Genomic DNA, 21545 nt, shown 5'->3' with positions numbered 1-21545 from the left:
GCGGCAGCCTATTTAGTTTCTCACAGTGATCTTGCGTGGAGCAGTTCGCGCCATCGTGCGCCACACCTTCACGAGGTGCGGAGTGACACCGAGCGCCCAGGCGATCACTCCTGTGCGGTGTCCGTAGAGCTGCTCGGCTTCCCGGGAGTCGTGCGGGGTGATGAGTGCTCCCGCGGCCCATTCGTCGGCGCGTCGTTCGAGTCGGATGCTGCAGGAGTGCTCGTCTTTGTGGTGGGCGTGCCCCAGCTCGTGGGTGCGGGCAGACCGGGCGGTGTAGGGGCCGAGGTTCTCCTGGATGAAGATCACTCTGTGGCCGTGGATGTAGATCGCATTGAGGTCATCGCGGAGACCTGGGGTGGGCAAGATCTTCACCTCCATGTTCTCTGCGGTGGCTTCTAGGTCCATGCTGTTCGTCTCTACGGTTCGTCGGGCTCCTCGAGTCGGGGAGTGCGGTGCTGTGCGGCGCCGCGCATCGCGTTGGCGTCGCGCAGGCCTTTCTTAAGGTTATGGTCAGATATCTTGAAATTGTAGTATTTTTCCAGCCTCTCCCTGTTCTGGGGTGGTGCCGATGGGAGCATCGGGGAAGGCGGCACGTCGGCGTTGGGAGCTACGTCGAACACGTCATCGTCGCCGCGTCGACGCCATCCTCACCCGCCGCTACACAGCACTGTGCTCCGGCTGGGTCGTCCTCGGCGTCATCGGACTGGCAATGATCTGCCGCGGATTCTTCTACCTCCCCGCAGTCGTCCGCGAGTCCGAGCGGGTGCCCTCCATCGAGGAGTACGCGCCCGTTCAGGTGTGGGCCGTGGTTTGGATCGCCGGGGGAGCCACCGCAGTGATCTGCGCGGACAGACGCAAAGGACGCGGCATCGGCATGCCCGTCGCCGTCGCCATCCCCGCCGGATGGGGGACGCTCTACCTCGGGCCCCTGGTTCGCAGGCTGGTCCCCATCCGGCTACATCACCTGCCTGACCATGTGCCTGCTGTCCTTCCTGACCCTTGCCTACTACGCCCGGGTGGACCTGGCCGACGACTACCAGCGGGAGGAGTGATGCACCGTGCCAGAAGCGGGATATTTGCTGATCGGCACGATCTACACCGCCATCGTCGGCCTACTGGCTCGGCGGGTAGATTCATCGTCTCAGAAGCGCACCGCGAAGACCTCGGAGGCGGACACTGATCGTAAGCGGATCCAGGGCCTGTGGTCGAGGGTAGACTCGCTGTCGGAGCGGGTGGGGAGCTGCAGTTGCAGGTTTTCGATCTATGAGCAGATCTGGGGACGGAGCAGTCGAAGAACCGGGCGTGGCGAGCTCACGTGATGGACTGGCGTGCTGCCCGCCTAGACGAGGCGACCTGGCCGCGCCTGCCTCCGATGCTGCACGACGGCCTGGCAACCTGAGTGAATGGGAGGATTCTGCCCCCGGGGGTGTTGGATTACCTGAGTGTGTTCCCCTGGGATACAGTGATGTCGTCCGGACGGAGTGATGACCTCCGGATGTGATCATCGAGCATGATCCCTTTCGAGTAAGGGCGCACCTCGGAGTAGCTTTTTACTGCTCTGAGGTGCGTTTTTTGTTCGCCATGCGACCGACATTACCCCCGGGGGTGGATGCGGCACGGGGTATGTAACAGTTTTATGACCGGCGTCGGTATGGTCATTAGTGCCGCGAAGAAACATCTCTGCGGCTGACACTTTTCACACCTAGCAAAGGGGATCTACAATGATCGCTATCATCTCTGACATCGTCGAAGCTATCTCCGGCTTCTTCACTCAGGCCCTGACCATCGTCACCGGCTCCATCGTCGGCGGCGGCGAGGGTGGCGCCAACTAAGTCGTACTAGCGACTTGAGCCCCCGCACTTCGGTGCGGGGGCTTTTTGCGTTTCAGGGACACCGACACCGGCGTCCCGTACGCTGATCTTCGGCGGGGGACCATCGGGGCCGCCCCGCCGCGGGTCGAGCGCCGCCGACCCCCTCAGGCGTGCAGCTCCCCGATAGCATTCTCAGCTAGTGTCGCGTTTCTGAAGTTGGTTGACGGTTCGATTTCGCCAGGATCTCCTCCGCCGTTTTCGTCCACACGAACGGGTGCTTGCGCTTGTTCCACCCGGTGATAAATGTCCGGATCTTCGCGTTCAGGTCCTTGACCGAGGTGAACACGCCCCGCTTGATCGCCTGGCGGTCGATGATGCCGAACCACACTTCCACCAGGTTCAACCACGATCCGGATGTCGGGGTGAAGTGCACGTGGAACCGGGGGTGCGCGGCCAGCCAGTCGCGTACCTCGGGTGTTTTGTGGGTGGCGTAGTTGTCCATCACTAGGTGCAACTGCTGATCCGGGTAGGCCCGGTCGATCTGGCGCAGGAAGCTGAGGAACTCGGCCCGACGGTGCTTCGGTTTCACCGCCCCGGTGACAGTCCCGGTGGCGACCTCCAGGGCGGCGAACAAGGTGGTCGTGCCGTGGCGCTTGTAGTCGTGGGTGTGTTTTTCAGCGTCCCCGATACGCATCGGCAACATCGGCGCGGTGCGGTCCAACGCCTGGATCTGGGACTTCTCGTCGACGCACAGCACGATCGCGTTGTCCGGCGGGGCCAGATACAGTCCGACAACATCGGTGACCTTGGCGACCAACTCGGGATCGGTGGAGAACTTGAACGTCTCGGCTTTCCAGGGTTGCACCCCGTAGGCCCGCCAGGCTCGCGACACCGTCGCGTTGCCCAACCCGAGGTGCTGACCCAACAGCCGGGATGACCAGTGGGTCACCCCATACTTCTTCGGCGGGCGGGTCAGGGTGGCGTACACGATATCCAGGTCACTGACCTGCTTCGGTCGACCCGAGCGGGCCGCATCGCCCAGACCGTCGATACCAGCCTCGAGGTAGCGTTTACGCCACTTCCACACCGAGGTCGTGGTGGTAGCGACCGCGTCGGCGATGTGCGCATTGGCCATCCCGTCGGCAGCCAGCAGAATGATCCGGGCCCGCTGCACCAGCCCGGCTTTGATCGTTGTCGACCGGGTCCAGGACTCCAGAATCTCCTTGTCGCCATCGCGCAAGGCAAGTGCGGGTGCGGGACTGTTGGGCATGCTTCATTCTCCCACATCATGAAGCATTTAGGAATTAACGACACGCGACACTAGAGACCAGTGACCTCACGCGTGAACGGAGGTGCTCAGCGTGACTGTAGATTCCTTCGATGGAATCGAGGTCATGCGGAGTCTCATTCTTGTTCTCGTCGAACAGGATGATCCTGGGGACCTTTCGGTCGAAGAGCAAGCGTGCGATTGGCTTGCGATTGTTGTCCTGGAACAGGATCGCACAGTAGCTCTTGGCGTCTCTCATAGTTATGTCCACGGCTGGGACGTCGGAGCAGCAGATGGCCCGGATAATACTGTGCGCTTGACGCTCTTCATCCGTGGTCACCACACCATCCTCCGAAACGAGGTCATCCTGGGGCTGTTCTTCGGCGATATCGACCGTGGTCGCGGTCGCCGGGGCGGGGTCTTCGAAATCTTGCGCTGAGCGGAGGCGCCGGTTGGTCTCGTCGCGCAAGTATTGACTCGCCGCCGTGGCTGCGAGCCTAGTGAACAGATCGAGGTTAGCCGCAGTCATGCGTCGAGAAGTTACGCGGGCGGCCAGCAGCTTGACCCACTCCGTTGACGGCTCTTTCAGCTCCGCCGCGATTCCCTTCCGCAGTTCAGAGACGTATTTCAGCTCTTCTGCACTGGCTGCGATCGTCTCCGAGTCAAACTGAGTCTTTGTGCACATCTCGAGGTGGGGGAATATTCGGGCGTCGACGGATGAGAGGTCCAGAGTCATGAATGGTTTCTCGTCCATGCGGTTGATGGCGTCGAGTTGAGCGTAGAACTGGTAGACCTCACCGTTAGTGAGGATTGCGAACTCAGTGTCGGTGACGTTGAAGTATCGGACGAGCTGGGTGGCATGGCTCAGGTCCAGGGGTTCGCCGATCTTCTTGCATTCGATGAGGAACCGGAAGTCGTCGCCTGATTTGATCGCGAAGTCGACTTTCTCGCCCTTCTTCTTTCCGATGTCGGCGGTGTATTCGGGGATGACTTCACGGGGGTCTGTTACGTCGTAGCCGAGAACGTTGCTGATGAAGGGGATGATGAAGGCCGTCTTGGTGGCTTCTTCGGTTTCGATGATGGGCTTGAGTTCGTGGACTTTGGTGGCGAGTGCGCTGATCGCTTGATCGATGCTCATGGTTGGCTCTCTGGTTGGGCGGGGCGCGGGGAGGTGGAGAGTCCTTCCCTGAGCGTTTAGGGCTAAAGAAGATAATACCTCAGGCAAAAGCATTGAGGTGGGCGTTTTAGCCGCGCACCCCCGCGTGCATACCCCACGGCGTCTCTGGTCCTGGCGTTGATGCTCGTCACTGTGATGGATTGACCTCGACCTCATGGGAGCCGTCGCACGACTCCGCTGACGGATCGTGCCTCTAGGGGGAGCAGGCAGGCGTAGGTGAACGGCGCTCACTGTACGTCGGATTCCGGTAGTATCGATACGGCGTCTCCAGTCCCATGGAAGCGCTCTGTGGAACGCTCCCGGTGTAAGCAGACACTAGCGCCAGGAGCGGTCGGGGTTGTCTAACGCGGCCCCGACGACGGGTCCTCATCGCCGGCGTGACGGTGGGGGCTTCGTCATCGATCCGGGCGTGCTCGACGAGCCGCTTCACTGGATCCTCAGGGAGTAGGTGCCACCATTTCGCGTCGCGCAGCCGGATCGTCTGCGCCACCCACTTTCCGTCGATTTTCTCGGAGACGGACAGGGCAATGCCGACGGGGTTGTAGTCCTCGGGGTCGAGGCCTTCATCGCGGAGAGAGGGGATCACGCACTTGGTGACGACGTCCTCGAGTGTGTCGAAGGTGCGGAGCGGATCGTGCTCTGAGTGCAGCATGGGGTGGATTGTAGGCCGCGGGTCGGACATGAGTGGGGCATCTCATCCCTCAACTATCCCGCAGTAGACCCTCGAGACCCCCCTTACGCGCGAATAGCACGACTGGGGAGACGGTCCTGACCTGCGGCGACAGAATTGTGGGATGTCGCGTTCTGCGCCAGGAGATAGTAGGGGGACATAAAGTCCCAGACCGGGTGGCGTTCCCACCGCGAGCGTCACTCCCGGTGGTCTGCAGTGAGTTCAGCGACGGTTCGGCGGTGGTCGCCCTCGCGCTGCCGCCACTGGTCCGGAGTCAGTACCGTGCGTGCCACGGTGGCACATGTCTCAGTCGTCATGGGTCCAGTCCCTCACGGTTCCGACGAGTTCCTCGATGACGTCTTCCAGGGTGATCACGCCGACGACGGACCCGCTGTCGGAGATCTGCGCCATGTGGGAGCTCGTCCTGCGCAGTTCCTTCATCGCGTGGTCGAAGTTCACCCCGCCTTCCACGGTGATCAACGTCCGGATGTCGTGGTCGTCGACCAGCTGGTCCGGTCCGGTTGACGGGTCCAACAGGTTGTCGAGGACATCCTTGACGTGGATGTAGCCCAGGTAGTCACCCGACGCGTCGGCGACGGGGAAACGTGAGTACCCGGTCTCGGAGACCGCCGCCTCGACCTGTCCGACCGTGATCCGCCCGGTGGTCGGATCGACGGGGATGGTGTGCACGTCCGTGCGGGGGATCATCACCTCGGTCAGGGTGCGCTTCGAGGAGTTCAGCGCCTTCGACAGCCGGGTGGCCTCCGACGGGCCGATGAGGCCCTCGGAGCGCGACTCGGCGATCATCTGCGACAGCTCCGACGGGGAGACCGTGGAGTCGAGCTCGTCCTTCTGTTCGACCCCGAACAGTTTCAGGGTGATCCGCGCGATCCAGTTGAGGAGGACCATCACGGGGTGCACCAGTCGGCAGAACAGCAGATGAGGGGCAACCAGGACCGTGGCCACGGTCTCCGGTCCGGCGAGCGCGATGTTCTTCGGCACCATCTCACCGAGGATGATGTGCAGGATCGTCACGATCAGCAGGGAAATGGCGAACGAGACCGGGTGCAGCAGATTGTCAGGGAGCCCCGCGGCATGGAACGGTGCTTCGATGAGGTGCGCGATGGCGGGTTCGCCGACCTTGCCCAGGAGCACCGAGGCCACGGTGATCCCGAACTGGGCACCGGCGAGCATGATGGTCAGGTGCTCGATGGCGTAGAGCACCTTGCCTGCACGGCGGTTCCCCGCGGCGATCATGTTCTCGAGCCGGTCGCGGCGCGACGAGATCAGGGAGAACTCCACACCGACGAAGTAGGCGTTGAGTCCCAGCAGGAGGACGGCGAAGGCGATCGCCCAGAGGTCATTCATCACGCTCACCGTCCTCGGTCACGACGTGGGTGTCGGGGACGGGGCGGAGCTGGACCCGGTCGACACGGCGGATGTCCATGGAGACCACCGTGGCCTCCCACCGGACGGGGTTGCCGTCGGTGACGCGTTCCACGAGATCCCGTTCACTGCGGGGGAGCAGCACCCGGTCGCCCTCCGCGGGAATCCGTCCCAGCGTCGACATCACCAGTCCGCCCAGCGTCTCGTAGGGCCCGTCCGGTGCCGCGTAGCCGCAGGCGTCCTCGAGTTCGTCGCAGCGCACCAGGCCGGAGAGGTCCCAGAACTGGCCGCTGCGCTGGACCTCGGAATCGGTGCGGTCGTCGTGCTCGTCCCAGACCTCGCCGAGGATCTCCTCGACGACGTCCTCGATGGAGACGATGCCGGCCGTGCCACCGTACTCGTCGACGACGAGGACGAGCTGAGACCCGGCGGAACGCACGAGGTTGAGCACGGCGTCGCCACCGAGGCTGGTGGGTACGGTGGGCACCTTGCGGGCGAGGTCACGGACCGGTGTGGCCGCCCGTTCGGCGGCCGGAATGGTCAGGGCGTCCTTGACGTGCACGACGCCGATGGTCTCGTCGAGGTCGCCGTTGACGACCGGGAAGCGGGAGTGACCGGAGTCGTGCGCTTCGCGTATCAGGTCGAGCGCGGTGTCGGTGGTCTCCAACGTGTCGACGGTGGACCGTGGGGTCATGAAGTCCTCGGCACTGGCGTCGCCGAACTTCAGGGAACGGTCGAGGATACGCACCTTGGCCTGGTCGAATCCTTCGGCACCGGTGGAGTGTCGGACCAGTGCGGAGAGCTCCTGGGGGGAGCGGGCCGACGCCAGTTCGTCGGCGGGTTCGATGCCGAACCGCCGGACGATGACGTTCGCGGTGTTGTTCATCAGCTGGATGAAGCGGTGGAAGACCGTGTTGAAGATCCACACCGGTCTGGTCAGCAGCCGGGCGACCTGGAGCGGGTTGGCGATGGCGAGGTTCTTCGGGACGAGCTCACCGAAGACCATCGACAGGACGGTGGCGATGATCAGGCTGAGTATCAGCGCCACCGACGTCGAGGCCGAGGCCCCCAACCCGACGAGTTCGAGGGCGGGGGTGAAGAATCTGGCGAGTATGGGCTCGGCGAGATAACCGGTGGCCAGGGTGGTGACCGTGATGCCCAGCTGCGATCCGGACAGCATGAAGCTGAGGTCGCTGTGGGCGCGTTTGACCATCTTCGAGGCCGCATCACCGCGGGCGGCGATGTCGTCCTCGATCGTCGAGCGTTCCAGACTGGTCGTGGAGAACTCGACGGCGACGAAGAGGCCGGTGCCGGCGGTCAACAACACGAAGCCGGCGAGGCCCAGGATGCTGAGCAGGATGTCCATCCCTGTCCTACCTGTCCAGCCCCAGCTCGCCGAGGTAGGCGGTGAGGCCGTGCCGGTCCAGGACCCATTCGGTGGGGCTGACGCCGGCCTTCCGCATCATCTGCTCGGTGTCCCGACGGGTCTCGGCGGTGGTGAGCGTCAGCACGGTCCCGGTCTCCCCGGCGCGGGCGGTACGGCCGGCCCGGTGGACATAGGCCTTGTGCTCGGCCGGCGGGTCGATGTGCACGACGAGATCGACACCCTTGATGTCGATGCCGCGGGCCGCGATGTCCGTCGCGACAAGCACCGTGGCCCGTCCGTCGGAGAACTCCTCGATGGCCCGGGTGCGGGCACCCTGGCCCTTGTTCCCGTGGATTCCGACGGCGGGTACACCGTCACGGACAAGCTTCTTCACTTGACGATCGACGGTGTGCTTGGTGCGCATGAACATGATCGTCCGGGTGGAGGCGCGACCGAGCTGCAGGACGACGTCGTTCCTGGCGGTCTTGTCGTCCACGACTCCGAGGAAGTGGGCCATGGTGTCGACCTTGGCGCGGACCTCGCCGGTGGAGTGGGTGATCGGATCATTCATGTAGCGCTGGACGAGCACCTTGATGTCTCCGTCGAGAGTGGCGGAGAAGAACAGGTGCTGGGCGTCGGCGGGGATGTGGTCGACGAGGCGGCGCACCTGCGGCAGGAAGCCCATGTCCGCCATCTGGTCGGCTTCGTCCAGGGCGACGATCTCGACCTGGGTGAGGTCCAGTGCCTTCTGCCGGATGAGGTCCTCGGCGCGACCGGGGGTCGCCACCAGGATGTCCACTGGTCGGGCCAGTGCGGTGAGGTTGCGCTTGATGTTCACACCACCGACGACCTCGATGACCCGCTGGCCGACGGACTCGGCCAGCGGGCGCAGCCGTCCGGCGACCTGCTGGGCGAGCTCGCGCGTCGGGACGAGGATCAACGCCCGGGGCTTACCGGGGCGTGAGGCACCGCCGGTCAGCCGGGCAATGACCGGCAGACCGAAGGTGAAGGTCTTGCCGGACCCGGTGGGGCCACGCCCCAGGACATCCTTCCCGGCCAGTCCGTCCGGAATGGCCGCTGCCTGGATCGGGAAGGGGTGCTTGAGCCCCTGGGCCGTCAGCTCCTTGACCACCGGGTCGGGCAGTCCCATGTCGGCGAAGAACACGGAGGTGTCCACACCGGCGGCGGGTTCCGTGGGGACGGCGGTTGCCGCCGCCGTGACCTGCCTGGGTGCGACGCGGTTGGGTTGCTTCTCGTTGCGCACCCGTGGCTGCTGGGGACGTTGGCGGTTGCGTTGCTGACCACCGCCGGACTTCCGGTTCTGTGCTGACTTCTGGGATGACCGCTGGCCCGGCTTCTTCCCCGCGCCACCGGACGCGGAGGCCTCCGAGCCACGTGCGTCGGCGTTACCTGCCGCGCGACTTCCCGCGCGACTTCCCCGGACGACCTTACGGCGTCGGTTCTGGGAGTTGGCGCCGTTGCCGCGTCGTCCTTCTGATTGACCTGACACGGGTTACGCTTCCACCTCACTGCGGTCGGCGGACCAGAGGGTGTGGAAGTGGCCGTCGCGGTCGGTGCGCTCGTAGGTGTGGGCACCGAAGAAGTCGCGCTGGCCCTGGATCAGGGCGGCGGGGAGCCGCTCGGAACGCAGCGAGTCGTAGTAGGACAGGGACGACGCGAACACCGGGATCGGGAGACCGAGCCGGGTTGAGGCGACCACCACGCGACGCCAGGAGTCGACCAGGGTGCCGACTTCACTGTTGAAGTACGGGTCGAGCAGCAGGGACTGGACATCCGGGTCGGTGTTGTAGGCGTCGACGATGCGGTTGAGGAACTTCGCGCGGATGATGCATCCACCACGCCAGATGGTCGCGAGGTCCCGGGGGTCGACGTCCCAGCCGTGCTCGTCGGAGCCGGCCTTGATCTCGTCGAAGCCCTGCGCGTAGGCGACCAGCTTCGAGGCGTACAGGGCACGGCGGACGTCCTCGACGAAGTCGTCCCTCGAGACCCCGAGGGACTCCAGCGTGGTGAGCTCGCCGGCGGGGAGGTTGCCGGTGGTGGCGGCACGCTGGTCACGGGCCCCGGACAGGGCGCGGGCGAACACGGCCTCGCCGATGCCGGTGGTCGGGATCCCGAGGTCGAGTGCGGCCTTGACCGTCCAACGGCCGGTGCCCTTCTGTCCCGCGGCGTCGACGATGACGTCGATGAGCGGCCCCCCGGTCTCCGCATCGGTCTGGGAGAGCACCTCGGCGGTGATCTCGATGAGGTAGGAGTCCAGGTCGCCGTCGTTCCAGGTGCGGAAGATGTCGGCGATCTCGGCAGGCTCGATGCCGGCGGCGTACCGCAGCAGGTGGTACGCCTCGCCGATGACCTGCATGTCAGCGTACTCGATGCCGTTGTGGACCATCTTGACGAAGTGGCCGGCACCGTCGGGGCCGATGTGGGTGCAGCACGGGGTGCCGTCGACCTTGGCGGAGATGTCTTCGAGCAGCGGGCCGAGGGATTCGTAGGACTCGGCCGGTCCGCCGGGCATGATCGCCGGGCCGTTGAGCGCGCCTTCCTCGCCACCGGAGATCCCGGCGCCGACGAAGTGCAGGCCGCGCTCGGACATCTCGGCCTCACGACGGATGGTGTCGGTGTACAGCGCGTTGCCGCCGTCGATGATGATGTCCCCGGGTTCCATCGCCTCGGCGAGCTGGGAGATCACCGTGTCGGTGGCGGGGCCGGCCTGCACCATGATCAGTGCGCGGCGGGGACGTTCCAGGGAGGCGACGAAGTCGTCGATGGTCGAGGAGGGCACGAAGCTGCCGGTGTCCCCGAATTCGGCCATGAACGCGTCCGTCTTTGCGGAGGTGCGGTTGTAGACGGCGACACTGTGGCCGTGGTTGGCGAAGTTCCGGGCGATGTTCGAGCCCATCACCGCGAGGCCGACGACACCGATCTGTGCGGAGGATTCTGTCATGGTGCACCATGATAGCCCCCGGGACGCCAACTCCGCCCGCCGCGGGCCGCCTGTCGCTAGACTCAGCCGAATACACGTCAGACTGACCCGTGGACAGACTTTGAGGAGACATGCGCGATGACGCAGAGTGAAGCACGGACCGATGCCGGACGCCCCGACGCAGCGGACGCCGCGGACAAAGAGGCGGCGGTGGAGCGGATGCTCACGCTGATGGCGTCGGCGAGCGCGGGCGAGCTCACCGAGGCGCAGAACGCCGAGCTCGCTGGAATCTTCAGGTCCTCGATCCCCTCGCTGGACCGGACCCTGGGGCTGCGCTACGTAGAGTTCATTCCCGAGGTGGTCGTGGAACTGACCATCACCGAGAACCACGTCCAGCCCTGGGGCATCACCAACGGGGGCATCTACGCGACGCTCGGGGAGTCCGCGGGGTCCTTCGCCGGCTACATCGCGGGCGGAGGCGGCATGGTGATGGGGACCACCAACGCGACGAACTTCCTGCGCCCGTCGACGCCGGGCGACGTCATCCGTTCCACCGCGCACGCCGTGCACACCGGTCGGACCAGTCAGCTCTGGCGGATCGACCACGTCAACGCCGGAACTGGGAAGCTGTGTGCGACCACGGAACTGCGCACGGTGGTGGTGCCGCGTACCTAGTGGTCGACGCCGGTGGGCAGCTCTACCGGCGGTGCGCCTGGTCGAAGAACTCGACCTCCCACCGGGAGGCGTCGAGGAAGGCACGGGCCGCTTCCGCGCGCTGTCGCGGTCCGGCGGTGGCGAACGCCTCCTCGACCAGGGCGACGGCCTGCCGGACGCTGTCGGTGAAGTCCGAACCGGAGTAGGCGTCCAGCCATACGGCGTAGGGGTTGCCCGGCCGGGTGCGCTCGGCAAGGCCCAGGCCGACCTCGGCGTAGAGCCAGTAGCACGGGAGGACCGCCGCGGCGCCGACGACGTGGTCGCGAGCCTGTACACACCGTGTCAGGTGCGCGGTGTAGGACGCGGTGACGTGGGAGGGGGCGACCGGGCCGGTGTCCCCCAGCCATGTGCGGTGCAGCGCAGCCTCCTCGTCGAGGCATTCGACGGCCCCGCGGACCCAGAACAGCGCCGAGGTGGGGTCAGGGGCGCTGGCTCCGAGCGCGGCGAGGGCGGGGGAGTACTGCGCGAGGTAGACCGCGTCCTGGGCGAGGTAGAAGTCGAAGTCCTCCCTGGACAGGGTTCCCGTCCCCAGGTCCACGATGAACGGCAACTGCGTGATCGCCCTCAGCAGGGGTGACTGCGCCTGCCACAGGGCCGTGGTCCAGGGGCCGGCGGCGGGGATCCGGGCGGGAGGCATCGCGGGGTCGGACGGCTCGGCGATTACGGCGAGATCGGCCGGGCTGTCGAGGCGGTCGGGAACCGCTGCGCTCAGACGCCACGGAGTGGTGTCGGCGGCCCGGGACAGACGGCGGGCCCGGTGGCTGTGGTCCACCGGTCCGTTACCGGACCCGACATGCAGTTCGTCGGCGTGGCGGATGGCCTCGGACAGCCACCGGCTGGACCACCGGAGTGCGTCGGTGGTGTCCTCGCCCCCGGCTATCCGGGTGGCCAGCGCCGACGAGAGCGAGCACCCGGTCCCGTGGGTGTTGTGGGTGGCGACGCGGGCGACAGGGACGGCGGTGACGGTGCCGTCCGGTGCGACGACGGCGTTGTCGGCGGTCGGGCCCGGGAGGTGTCCTCCCTTGACGATGACGGTGGTCCGGAGGTCGGCGGCGAGCGCGCGTCCCTGATCCAGTGCCTCGTCCAGGGTGGTGGCCACCGGTGTGCCGCCGAGGACGGCGAGTTCGGTGAGGTTCGGGGTGATCACGTCCACCGTCCGGCACAGGTCGACCAGTGCTGCTTCCGCGTCGTCGGTGAGCAGACGGTCGCCGCTGGTGGCCACCATCACCGGGTCGAGGACGGTGACGGGGACCGGGCGCCGGGCGAGGTAGTCGGTGACCGTGCGGGTGATCTCGGCGGTGCCGAGCATGCCGATCTTGACGGCGTCGACGGTGACGTCGTCGAAGACGGCGTCGAGTTGGGCGACCAGGAACTCGGTTCCGGGGGTATGGACCTGCCGGACCCCGTGGGTGTTCTGGGCGACCAGTGCGGTGACCACGCTCATGGCGTAGCCCCCCGCGGCGCCGATGGATTTGATGTCCGCCTGCGCGCCGGCGCCGCCGGTGGGGTCGGTGCCGGCGATGCTGAGTACTCGGGGAATCATGCGGGGTCCTGTCCGGAGAACGGGTGGGTCGGTCGGTGGCACAGGGAACGCAGGTCGCGGGCCGCGACGGCGGGGTCCCCGGCCGTCATCACGGCCGAGACGACACAGATCCCGGCCACTGCGGTGCGGTCCAAATCCGCGGCGTTGTCGGCATTGACGTGCCCGATCGCCACGGAGGGGATACCGAGGTCGAGGGCGTGCGCAGCCAGGTCGTCGACACTGCCGGGGCCGGTGACCCCCAGGGCCCGTCCGGTGTCGGTCTTGGTGTCGGTCAGCTCCACCGGGCCGAGTCCGAGAACGTCCGGAGGACGGACTCCGTCACGCATGAGCCGTGCGAGGGTGTCGATCTGTGCGTGGTCGTCGACGGACAGCCCGATCATCAGGTCGTCGGGTAGCGCGGCACGGGCGGTCCGGAAGTCGATGTCGTCCTGTCCGATGTGCAGGTGCAGTCCGAGGCGGCGGGCCACGTCGAGCCGGTCGTTGACGAACAGCGGGACGCCGGTCCCGGCGAGTGTCTCGGCGAGTTCGGTGGCGCGCGTGGTGAACGCAGAGTCGTCGAGCGTCTTGTCCCTGAGCTGGACGACCCCGACGCCGCCGGAGACGGCACGTGCCACGATCCTGGCGACCTCGTCACGTCCTCCGCCGAGGACGGGATCGGTGACGAGGTAGAGCCCCCAGTCCACCCGGTGTGCCGTGGTGTGGCTGAGCGTCATACCTCCGCCTCCCGGTGGTCCTCGACGGAGACCAGGTCCGGGATCACCGTGGGGTCCTCCGCCACGGCGTCCAGGGCGTCGAGCCAGGCGACGGCGAAGCTGCCGGGCCTCCTGGTCCCTCCGGCAGGATCGGTTGCCGCGAGGATCCCGGCTGCCCCGGCGTGGGCGTGCGCGGCGAGCACGGCGTCATGGTCGGAGACTCCGTCGACCGCGAGTCGCGCCGCGCCGAGATAGGCCGCGGTCAGGGCCCCGAGGGAACAACCGGTCCCGATGACGCGCTGCATCATCGGGTCACCGGACCTCAGCCAGCTGACCCGACCGGTGGAGACCACGAGGTCACGGGGGCCGGAGACGGCGATCACCCCGGCAGTGCGTTCCGCAAGGGACCGCGCCGCCTGACCTGCGGCGTCGACGGCGTCGGTGGAGTCGACGCCGCGGCCACCGCGTCCGCCCGCGAGGGCGATCACCTCCGAGGGGTTGCCGCGTACCGCGGCGGGACGGTGGTTGACGAGGTCGCGGCTGAACGCGGTCCGCGCCGCCGGTCCGCCACAGGCGACGGGGTCGAGGACCCAGGGGGTGTCCGCGGATGCCGCACCACGTACGGCCTCCCGCATGGCGCAGTACTGGGCGGCGGTGGGGCTGCCGGTGTTGATCAGCAGTCCGGAGGCGATCTCCGCGAAGTCGGCGGATTCCTCCGGGGTGTCCACCATCGCCGGCGCCGCACCTGCGGCGAGCAGGACATTGGCGGTGATCTGGGGGACGACCTGGTTGGTGATGCACTGCACCAGGGGGGCGTGACGGCGCAGGTCGCGGACGGCCTGGATTAAGGCGGTAGGCGTGTCTGGCACGGACCATCCCTTCGCTAGTTCGAACTAGAGCAGGTTCAACGGGTGTGTTCTCAGCGCGTCTCCGCGCACCCCGTGTCTCGTGACGTCCAGCCTACAGCCTTCGGACGGGGAGAAAAGTCTGACCCCGTGCACACGTCCGGACGTGTGCACGGGGTCAGACCCGTCGCGGTGGAAAGGTGCAGGTTAGTCGGACACGGCGCGGGTGTCGCGGCCGTCACCGAACTTCAGGTTGTCACGCACCTCGATGGAGCGGATGTCCTGCTCGTCCTCGAGGGTGCGCAGCTTGCGCAGGGCGTTGCGGGCGTGCAGCTGCTGACGGGTGGCGACGAGGTGCCACCGGTTGGCGGACAGGGTGTTCAGGCCCCAGCTGTAGGCGGCGACGAAACGGTTGCGGAAGCCGACCATGAACATCAGGTGCACGGCGAGCCACATGAACCAGCCGACCGGACCGGAGATCTCGGCCTTGTCCAGTTTCACCACGGCGTTGAAGCGGGAGACGATGGCCATCGTCCCCTTGTCGAAGTACTTGAAGTCGGGGCGGTCGGTGCTGCCCTCCTCGACCTGGGCGCGAATGATCGACGCGGCGTGCTCGCCACCCTGGATCGCGACCTGGGCCAGTCCCGGAAGCTTGTCGAGGCTCATCATGTCGCCGATGACGAAGATCTCCTTGTGGTCGCCCACGGAGAGGTCCTTGTTCACCGGGACGCGGCCGGCACGGTCGGCCTCGACGCCGTCGATCTGGTCGGCGATGTGCTTGCCCAACGGGCTGGCGGCGACACCGGCGGACCAGATCTTGCAGTACGCCGCGACCGTGGTCTCTTCCTCGGTCTTCATGTTCTTCCAGGTGACACCGTCGCGGTCGACGTTGGTGACCAGCGAGTTGGTGACGACCTCGACACCGAGCTTCTCGAGGGTCTTCTGCGCCTTGCGGCCGAGCTTCTTGCCGAAGGGGGGAAGGACCTGCGGGCCACCGTCGACCAGCAGGATGCGGGTCTGCTCGGTGTCGGTGCGTCGGAACTCGTTGCGCAGGGTGCGGTGCGCCATCTCGGCCAACTGGCCGGCGAGCTCGACACCGGTGGGGCCGGCGCCGACGATGACGAAGGTCAGCTGGCGTGCCTTCTCGGCCGGGTCGTCGGTGATCTCGGCGCGCTCGAAGGCACCGGTGATACGGGCGCGGAGCTCGAGGGCGTCGTCGATGCTCTTCATGCCGGGGGCGAACTCGGCGAAGTGGTCGTTGCCGAAGTAGGACTGCCCGGCACCGGCGGCGACGATCAGGGAGTCGTACTGCAGGACGACGTCCTTGCCGCCCAGGTCGGCGGTGATGACCTTCTCGTCGACGTTGACGTCGCGGACCTCGGCCTTGATGACGCGGGCGTTGCGCTGCTTACGCAGGATCTGCCGGATCGTGGGGGCGATCTCGCCGGACGACAGCACACCGGTGGCCACCTGGTACAGCAGTGGCTGGAAGAGGTGGTGGTTGGTGCGGTCGATGATGGTGACGTCGACGTCGGCGCCGGCGAACTTCTTGGCGGCGAACAGCCCGCCGAAGCCGGCACCCACGATGACGACGTGGTGACGTCCGGAGGGACGGAAAGGGGTGGCGGTGGTCATATCAGCGATACTCCTCGTTCTGCGGTGGCCGGGCGGGGCGCCCCTCGGTGTCGGCGCCGGTGGTCATCGCGTGTTCTCTTCTGCATTGTGTCTTTTAGCACTGCTGCGTGTTCTACAGGGGGTCGGTGGACGCCGGTGTAGTGTCGTCAGCCGACGGACCTCCCGGTCGCGTCGGACCTGAGTGCCCATACTAGTGCCTGTCGGCGACGGGCTCATCACGCGGGCAGGATGCGGTCAGCTCGTTCCGTGGCCCCTTCCGTTTCGGGTGCAACCGGGGGTGAGTGATAGTTTCTGATCAAAACGTATGATACCAGTGAGGACGGAGGCTCGAGGTGGCGTCACCTGCCGACGACGACCGTCGCCGTCGCGACCTGCACGGCCTGCGGGACAGGCAGGGGGCCCGGGAGAAGCGGGAGAACCGGGAGAACTATGTCGATCCCGTGCGTTGGCCCGGGGTGGCACGTCTTCCTGAGGCTCCTTTCCTCGGCCGTCGGGCGGTGAACCTGCAGCAACGCCTGGAGGACCTGACCCAGGACCACGGGATCGCCCTGACCCCGGGGGCGTCCCCGCGCTTCGTGGTGGACGACGGGCTGATGCTGGACCGGGTGGTGGACTCCGGTTGGCTCGGACTGGCGGAGGGGTACATGGCGGGGGAGTGGACGGCGGACCCGCTGCCGGAGGTTCTGGGGGTACTGCTGACCCAGCCGCTGGAAGGCGGGTTCGGTCGGGCGTTGTCCCGACGGAGACGGCGGGTGTCCGGAAATGTCCGTGCCGGTGATCTGCCGGACGCGCTGGTCGACATCTACGCCGGGCAGACCCGTGCGACAGGCGCGGCGCTGTTCGCCTCAGGGACGCGGACCTCGGAGGTCGAGAACCCGGACCAGGCCGGTCATCACCCGCCGGTGTCCGTCCGCTACTTCGACGCCCCCACCGACCCGGGGCTCGTCGACCGTGCCGACCTGGATTCCGCCCAACGTCACCGCATCAACGCCATGCTCGACGAAGCACAGGTCGGGCCGGGGCACCGGGTACTGGAGCTGCCGTCCTCGGGCGGGGCACTGCCGGTGATGGCGGCCCAGCGTGGCGCGCATGTGGACGTGCTGACCTCGGACGTCGAACATGCCGAACAGGTGCGGTCCGTCGCACACGACGCCGGGGTGGGCGGAGCCGTGCGCGTGCAGACGATCCGCGGGCCGGTCCCGTCGCCGCGGCAGTGGTCGGGAACCTACGACGCGGTCTTCAGCGTGGAGCGCATGGAGACACTCGGTGACGACGGCACCGTCCACTTCCTCAAGGCGGTGGAACGGATGCTCGCCGCCGACGGTATCGCCGTGATCCAGTCGGTGGTGCGTGCCCACGGTTCCGACCTGCCGGAGGAGACCGTCGCCGAGAGTCTGGACGTGATGCGCGCCTACGTCTGGCCTGCTGTCGCCTACCCCACGGACGGGCATGTGCTGTCTCAGGCCAACCGGGCGGGCCTGTGCCTCACCGCGCGGAACAGGATGGGGTCGCACTACGCGACGACACTGGGGCTGTGGCGGTCGGCGTTCAACGCCCGTGAGCGGGCTGCGGCGGCCGCGGGCTTCGACGTCGTCTACCGACGCCTGTGGAACTACCAGCTCGCTCTACACGAGGCGCTCGCCCGTGCCGGCGCGCTGGACTGCGAGCAGTTCGTGTTCCGGCGGTTCTGACCACTGCGGTGGTCTCTCACACCGTGTAGAGGTCGGCGTCCCTGGTCTCCGGCATCAGCCGGATGGCCACCAGGCTGATGAGCACGACGACGGCGAGGTAGACGCCGACCGACCACGGGCCGTAGGCGGTGGCCAGCGCCACGGCGATGAAGGGGGCGACAGCCGCGCCGAGGATGGACGCGACGTTGTAGGAGATGCCGGAGCCGGTGTACCGCACGTTCGTGGGGAACATCTCGGGCAGGACGGCGGACATGGAGCCGAAGATCAGCCCCATCAGGAGCATGCCGATGCCCAGGAAGATGCCGGCCTTGAGTTCGCCGGAGGTCGCCGGGTCGAGGAACGCCTGGAACGCACAGCAGTAGAACAGGATCAGGACGGAGACCACGGTGAGGTAGCGGCGACGTCCCACGGTGTCGGACAGGTAGCCGGCCAGGGGAACGCCGACGACGAAGAACAGCACGGTGATCAGCTGGATGACGAGGAAGTGGTTGTAGGGGATGCCCAGTCCTTCGCCGGCGTCGCGGTCACCGATGCCGAAGGAGAGGAACCAGGTGGTCACCAGGTAGAACAGTGTGTAGGTCGAGACCATGACGAAGGTGCCGAGCAGGACGGGGCGCCAGGCGGTGCGGAAGACCTCGAGCGTGGGTACCTTGACGTCGTCACCCTTGTCGAGGGTGTCCTGGAAGACCGGGGTCTCCTCCAGCTTGAAGCGCACGTACAGTCCGATGGCGACCATCACCGCAGACAGCAGGAAAGGCACCCGCCACCCCCAGGTCATGAAGGCGCCGCCCGGCTCGCCGTGGGTGTGGTCCATGCCGAGGACCAGGATGAGGAACAGTCCGTTGGCCAGGATGAACCCGAAGGGGGCACCGAGCTGGGGCCACATCGCCGCACGGGCGCGCTTGCCGTCCTCGGCGTTCTCGGTGGCCAGCAGAGCGGCACCGGACCACTCTCCGCCGAGTCCCAGGCCCTGGCAGAACCGCATCAGCGCCAGAAGTGCCGGAGCCCAGAGGCCGATCTGCTCGTAGGTGGGGAGCAGTCCGATGATGAAGGTGGCGACCCCCATGGTGAGCAGGGCGCCGATCAGGGTGGCTTTGCGGCCGATCCGGTCACCGAAGTGGCCGAAGACGATCGAGCCCACCGGGCGGGCGACGAAGGCGAGACCGAAGGTGGCCAGGGAGGCCAGCAGCCCCACGGTGGAGTTCTCGTTCTCCGGGAAGAACAGGTGCGGGAAGACGATGATCGCGGCCGTGGCGTAGGCGTAGAAGTCGTAGAACTCGATCGTTGTCCCGATGGTCGAGGCGATGATCACCCGGCTCTTCTTGTTGCCGGTGGCCGGGGCGGCGGTCGCCCCGGAGGCCGGACCGGAATGGTCGGTGAGGGATGTGGTCATGAACGTGGCTGCGATTCTCTCGTCGGGAAAGGGATGTGTCCGGGCGGTTTACAGGACGATGAGGGAAACTACTCTTCCCATACAACGAACGCAACTGTCCGGATCATGGGATATAACGGACGTGCGCGGGGTCGGCGGGAAACCCCTAGACTCCTTTTGTATGGGAGATAACCGAACGGCCTCAGCGGCCCCCGTGATCATCGTCGGCGCCGGTCTGGCGGGCCTGGTCGCCGCCTACGAAGCGGAGAAAGCCGGACGGGAGGTCCTTGTCCTGGACCAGGAAAACCGTGCCAACCTCGGAGGGCAGGCGTTCTGGTCGCTCGGGGGACTGTTCTACGTGGGCAGCCCGGAGCAGAGACTCATGGGGATCCGCGACTCCGAGGATCTGGCGTGGCGGGACTGGCGGAACTCCGCCGACTACGACGACTCCGGCAACGACCGTTGGCCGCGGGAGTGGGGGCGGGCGTACGTGCACTTCGCGGCGACGGAGAAGCGGGACTACCTGCGTAATCTCGGGCTGAATGTCCTGCCGACCGTGGGCTGGGCCGAGCGCGGCAGCGGCGACGCCTCCGGGCACGGGAACTCGGTACCGCGTTTCCACCTCACCTGGGGCACCGGGCCCGAGGTCGTGCGCGTGTTCCGGGAGCCGCTGCTCGCCGCCGAACAGCGGGGGACGGTCCGTTTCGCCTTCCGGCACCGGGTCGACGAGCTGATCGTCGAGGGCGGTGCCGTTGTCGGCGTCCGTGGCAGTGTGCTCACCCCCTGCGACGACCTGGGCAGAGGTGTCGCCTCTCCCCGGGAGGTGGTGGACACGTTCGAGTACCGGGGCGCCGCCGTGGCGGTCACCTCCGGCGGCATCGGCGGCAACCTGGACCTGGTCCGGCGGTCCTGGCCGACGCAGCGGTGGGGAGAATGTCCCGACGACCTCGTCGCCGGAGTGCCGGCGCACGTCGACGGCCGGATGATCGGGATCTCCACCGAGGCCGGCGCGACCACGGTCAACACCGACCGGATGTGGCACTACACCGAGGGCATGGCGAACTGGGACCCCATCTGGCCCGGACACGGCATCCGCATCATCCCGGGGCCGAGCACCCTGTGGTTCGATGCGGAGGGCCGGCGGTTCCCCACGAACATCTTCCCCGGCTCCGACAACCTCGCCTCGTTGGAGCACATCGGACGCACCGGGCACGGGTACAGCTGGTTCGTGCTCGACCAGACCATCGCGGACAAGGAGTTCATCTTCTCCGGCTCCGAGCAGAACCCGGACCTCACCGACAAGTCCTTCAGGAAGCTTGCCGGGAAAATCGGTCCCGGTACCCACGTCGCCGTGCGCAATTTCATGGACCACGGGGAGGACTGGGTCATCGCCGACGACCTGGAATCGCTCGTGAGCGGCATGAACGACCTCACCGGAGGCGCTGCAGCCGGGGCTCCCGAGGTGGACGCGCAGGACCTGCGCCGACAGATCGAGGACCGCGACAGCCAACTCGACAACAGATTCTCCAAGGATGCCCAGGTCAATTACCTGGGCACGGCGCGGAAGTTCCTCGGTGACAAGATCGTTCGGGCGGCGAAGCCACACAAGATCCTCGATCCGGACCACGGCCCGCTGATCGCGGTCCGGCTGCGGATCGTGACCCGCAAGACCCTCGGCGGGATCGAGACCGACCTGTCAGGCCGGTGCCTGCGTTCGGACGGGAGTGTGCTGCAGGGACTTTACGCCGCCGGCGAAGTCGCCGGATTCGGCGGTGGCGGGATGCACGGGAAGAACGCCCTGGAGGGGACGTTCCTCGGCGGCTGCATCCACAGCGGCAAACGCGTCGGTGAGGCGCTGGGCCGATCCGGCCAGACCGCCGGGGGCGCTGCCCGGCGGACGACCTAGGAAGCCTCGCCGCCGGTGGGGGCCCCGGTCGGTGTGATGACGGGGAAATCCGACCAGGGGAAGTCGATCCACTGGTCGGTCTTCTTCCACACGTAGTCCGGCTTGATGATCGAGCGGGACTTCTCGTAGATCACCGCGGTCCGGGCTTCGGCGACGGTCTCCGCGCAGTACTCCTGGACGAGCTCGAGGGTCTTGCCGGAGTCGGCCACGTCGTCGGCGATCAGGACCTTCATGCCGGACAGGTCGACGGCCTCCGGGGTCGGGGGAAGCATCACCGGCTGGTCCAGGGTCTCGCCGACACCGGTGTAGAACTCCACGTTGATCACCGAGACGTTCTTGATCCCCATCGCGTAGCCCAGGGCGCCGCCGATGAGGAGCCCGCCACGGGCGATGGAGAGGATGAGGTCGGGCTTGTAGTCGTCCACGACCGTCTGTGCCAGCTCCTTGATGGCGGTGCCGAAACGGTCGTAGGTGAGGATCTCGCGTTCAGTGCTCGTGGGGCTCATAACGTCTCATCGTATCGTGTGCG

At 66.8% G+C, this 21545-nt stretch carries 15 protein-coding genes, 1 pseudogene and 1 riboswitch; of the genes and pseudogenes, 3 read left to right on the top strand and 13 right to left on the bottom strand.

What is annotated here, in order from left to right:
* Window positions 1–12: 12 nt before the first annotated feature.
* From PQI66_RS03095 to gndA, 8 genes are all read right to left on the bottom strand, one after another.
* Window positions 13–405, bottom strand: a complete 393-nt coding sequence (locus PQI66_RS03095) for an ImmA/IrrE family metallo-endopeptidase (RefSeq protein WP_339995906.1) — start codon at window positions 403–405, stop codon at window positions 13–15.
* 1602 nt (window positions 406–2007) lie between these two features.
* Entirely contained in the window at window positions 2008–3081 is a 1074-nt protein-coding gene (locus PQI66_RS03090; protein ID WP_339995904.1) for an IS630 family transposase, read from the bottom strand.
* A gap of 34 nt (window positions 3082–3115) precedes the next feature.
* On the bottom strand, window positions 3116–4216 hold the full coding sequence (locus PQI66_RS03085; protein WP_339995903.1) for a type I restriction enzyme HsdR N-terminal domain-containing protein: 1101 nt from the start codon (window positions 4214–4216) through the stop codon (window positions 3116–3118).
* 232 nt (window positions 4217–4448) lie between these two features.
* Window positions 4449–4907, bottom strand: a complete 459-nt coding sequence (locus PQI66_RS03080) for a hypothetical protein (RefSeq protein WP_339995901.1) — start codon at window positions 4905–4907, stop codon at window positions 4449–4451.
* Between the two features lie 324 nt (window positions 4908–5231).
* Window positions 5232–6293 carry a hemolysin family protein gene (locus PQI66_RS03075; protein WP_339996021.1) on the bottom strand — a complete coding sequence of 354 codons (1062 nt, stop codon included), beginning with the start codon at window positions 6291–6293 and terminating at the stop codon, window positions 5232–5234.
* Window positions 6286–7677, bottom strand: coding sequence for a hemolysin family protein (locus tag PQI66_RS03070; protein WP_339995899.1), 1392 nt, complete (start codon window positions 7675–7677; stop codon window positions 6286–6288). Before PQI66_RS03070 ends, PQI66_RS03075 begins: the two co-directional genes overlap by 8 nt.
* A gap of 7 nt (window positions 7678–7684) precedes the next feature.
* On the bottom strand, window positions 7685–8827 hold the full coding sequence (locus PQI66_RS03065; RefSeq protein WP_339996019.1) for a DEAD/DEAH box helicase: 1143 nt from the start codon (window positions 8825–8827) through the stop codon (window positions 7685–7687).
* A 363-nt stretch (window positions 8828–9190) separates the two neighbouring features.
* The gene (gndA, locus tag PQI66_RS03060) at window positions 9191–10639 is read right to left on the bottom strand and encodes an NADP-dependent phosphogluconate dehydrogenase (RefSeq protein WP_339995897.1); all 1449 of its coding nucleotides are present in this window, start codon (window positions 10637–10639) and stop codon (window positions 9191–9193) included.
* Window positions 10640–10756: 117 nt separating this feature from the next.
* Here gndA and PQI66_RS03055 point away from each other — a divergent pair, with 117 nt between their 5' ends.
* Window positions 10757–11293, top strand: a complete 537-nt coding sequence (locus tag PQI66_RS03055) for a PaaI family thioesterase (protein ID WP_339995896.1) — start codon at window positions 10757–10759, stop codon at window positions 11291–11293.
* Between the two features lie 22 nt (window positions 11294–11315).
* Here the strand turns inward: PQI66_RS03055 and PQI66_RS03050 are convergent.
* The 3 genes and pseudogenes from PQI66_RS03050 to PQI66_RS03040 form a co-directional block, all read right to left on the bottom strand.
* Window positions 11316–13588 (bottom strand): annotated as a pseudogene (locus PQI66_RS03050) (bifunctional hydroxymethylpyrimidine kinase/phosphomethylpyrimidine kinase).
* Window positions 13585–14436 (bottom strand): hydroxyethylthiazole kinase, encoded by an 852-nt coding sequence (gene thiM, locus PQI66_RS03045; protein WP_339995894.1) that lies wholly within the window; start codon window positions 14434–14436, stop codon window positions 13585–13587. Before thiM ends, PQI66_RS03050 begins: the two are co-directional and overlap by 4 nt.
* Window positions 14426–14519, bottom strand: a riboswitch (TPP riboswitch). (Overlaps the previous gene by 11 nt.)
* Window positions 14520–14619: 100 nt before the next feature.
* Window positions 14620–16047: an NAD(P)/FAD-dependent oxidoreductase gene (locus PQI66_RS03040; RefSeq protein ID WP_339995892.1), complete on the bottom strand. Its 1428-nt coding sequence runs from the start codon at window positions 16045–16047 to the stop codon at window positions 14620–14622.
* A gap of 332 nt (window positions 16048–16379) precedes the next feature.
* Here PQI66_RS03040 and PQI66_RS03035 point away from each other — a divergent pair, with 332 nt between their 5' ends.
* Complete coding sequence (locus PQI66_RS03035; RefSeq protein ID WP_339995891.1) at window positions 16380–17738, top strand: class I SAM-dependent methyltransferase; 1359 nt, start codon at window positions 16380–16382, stop codon at window positions 17736–17738.
* A 16-nt stretch (window positions 17739–17754) separates the two neighbouring features.
* Here the strand turns inward: PQI66_RS03035 and PQI66_RS03030 are convergent, their stop codons facing one another.
* Window positions 17755–19131, bottom strand: a complete 1377-nt coding sequence (locus PQI66_RS03030) for an MFS transporter (protein ID WP_339995889.1) — start codon at window positions 19129–19131, stop codon at window positions 17755–17757.
* Between the two features lie 160 nt (window positions 19132–19291).
* On the opposite strand from PQI66_RS03030, the gene PQI66_RS03025 reads away from it, so the two are divergent.
* Window positions 19292–21016 carry an FAD-binding dehydrogenase gene (locus PQI66_RS03025; RefSeq protein WP_339995888.1) on the top strand — a complete coding sequence of 575 codons (1725 nt, stop codon included), beginning with the start codon at window positions 19292–19294 and terminating at the stop codon, window positions 21014–21016.
* Here the strand turns inward: PQI66_RS03025 and PQI66_RS03020 are convergent.
* Window positions 21013–21522, bottom strand: a complete 510-nt coding sequence (locus tag PQI66_RS03020; protein WP_339995886.1) for a phosphoribosyltransferase — start codon at window positions 21520–21522, stop codon at window positions 21013–21015. The two genes, PQI66_RS03025 and PQI66_RS03020, sit on opposite strands and share 4 nt — an antisense overlap.
* Between the last annotated feature and the right edge of the window lie 23 nt (window positions 21523–21545).

Source organism: Corynebacterium sp. USCH3 (assembly GCF_037619475.1).
In the GTDB taxonomy this organism is placed as follows: Bacteria; Actinomycetota; Actinomycetes; order Mycobacteriales; family Mycobacteriaceae; genus Corynebacterium.
Note: the sequence above shows the minus strand (reverse complement) of the source record. Positions and strands in the feature narration are given on the sequence as shown.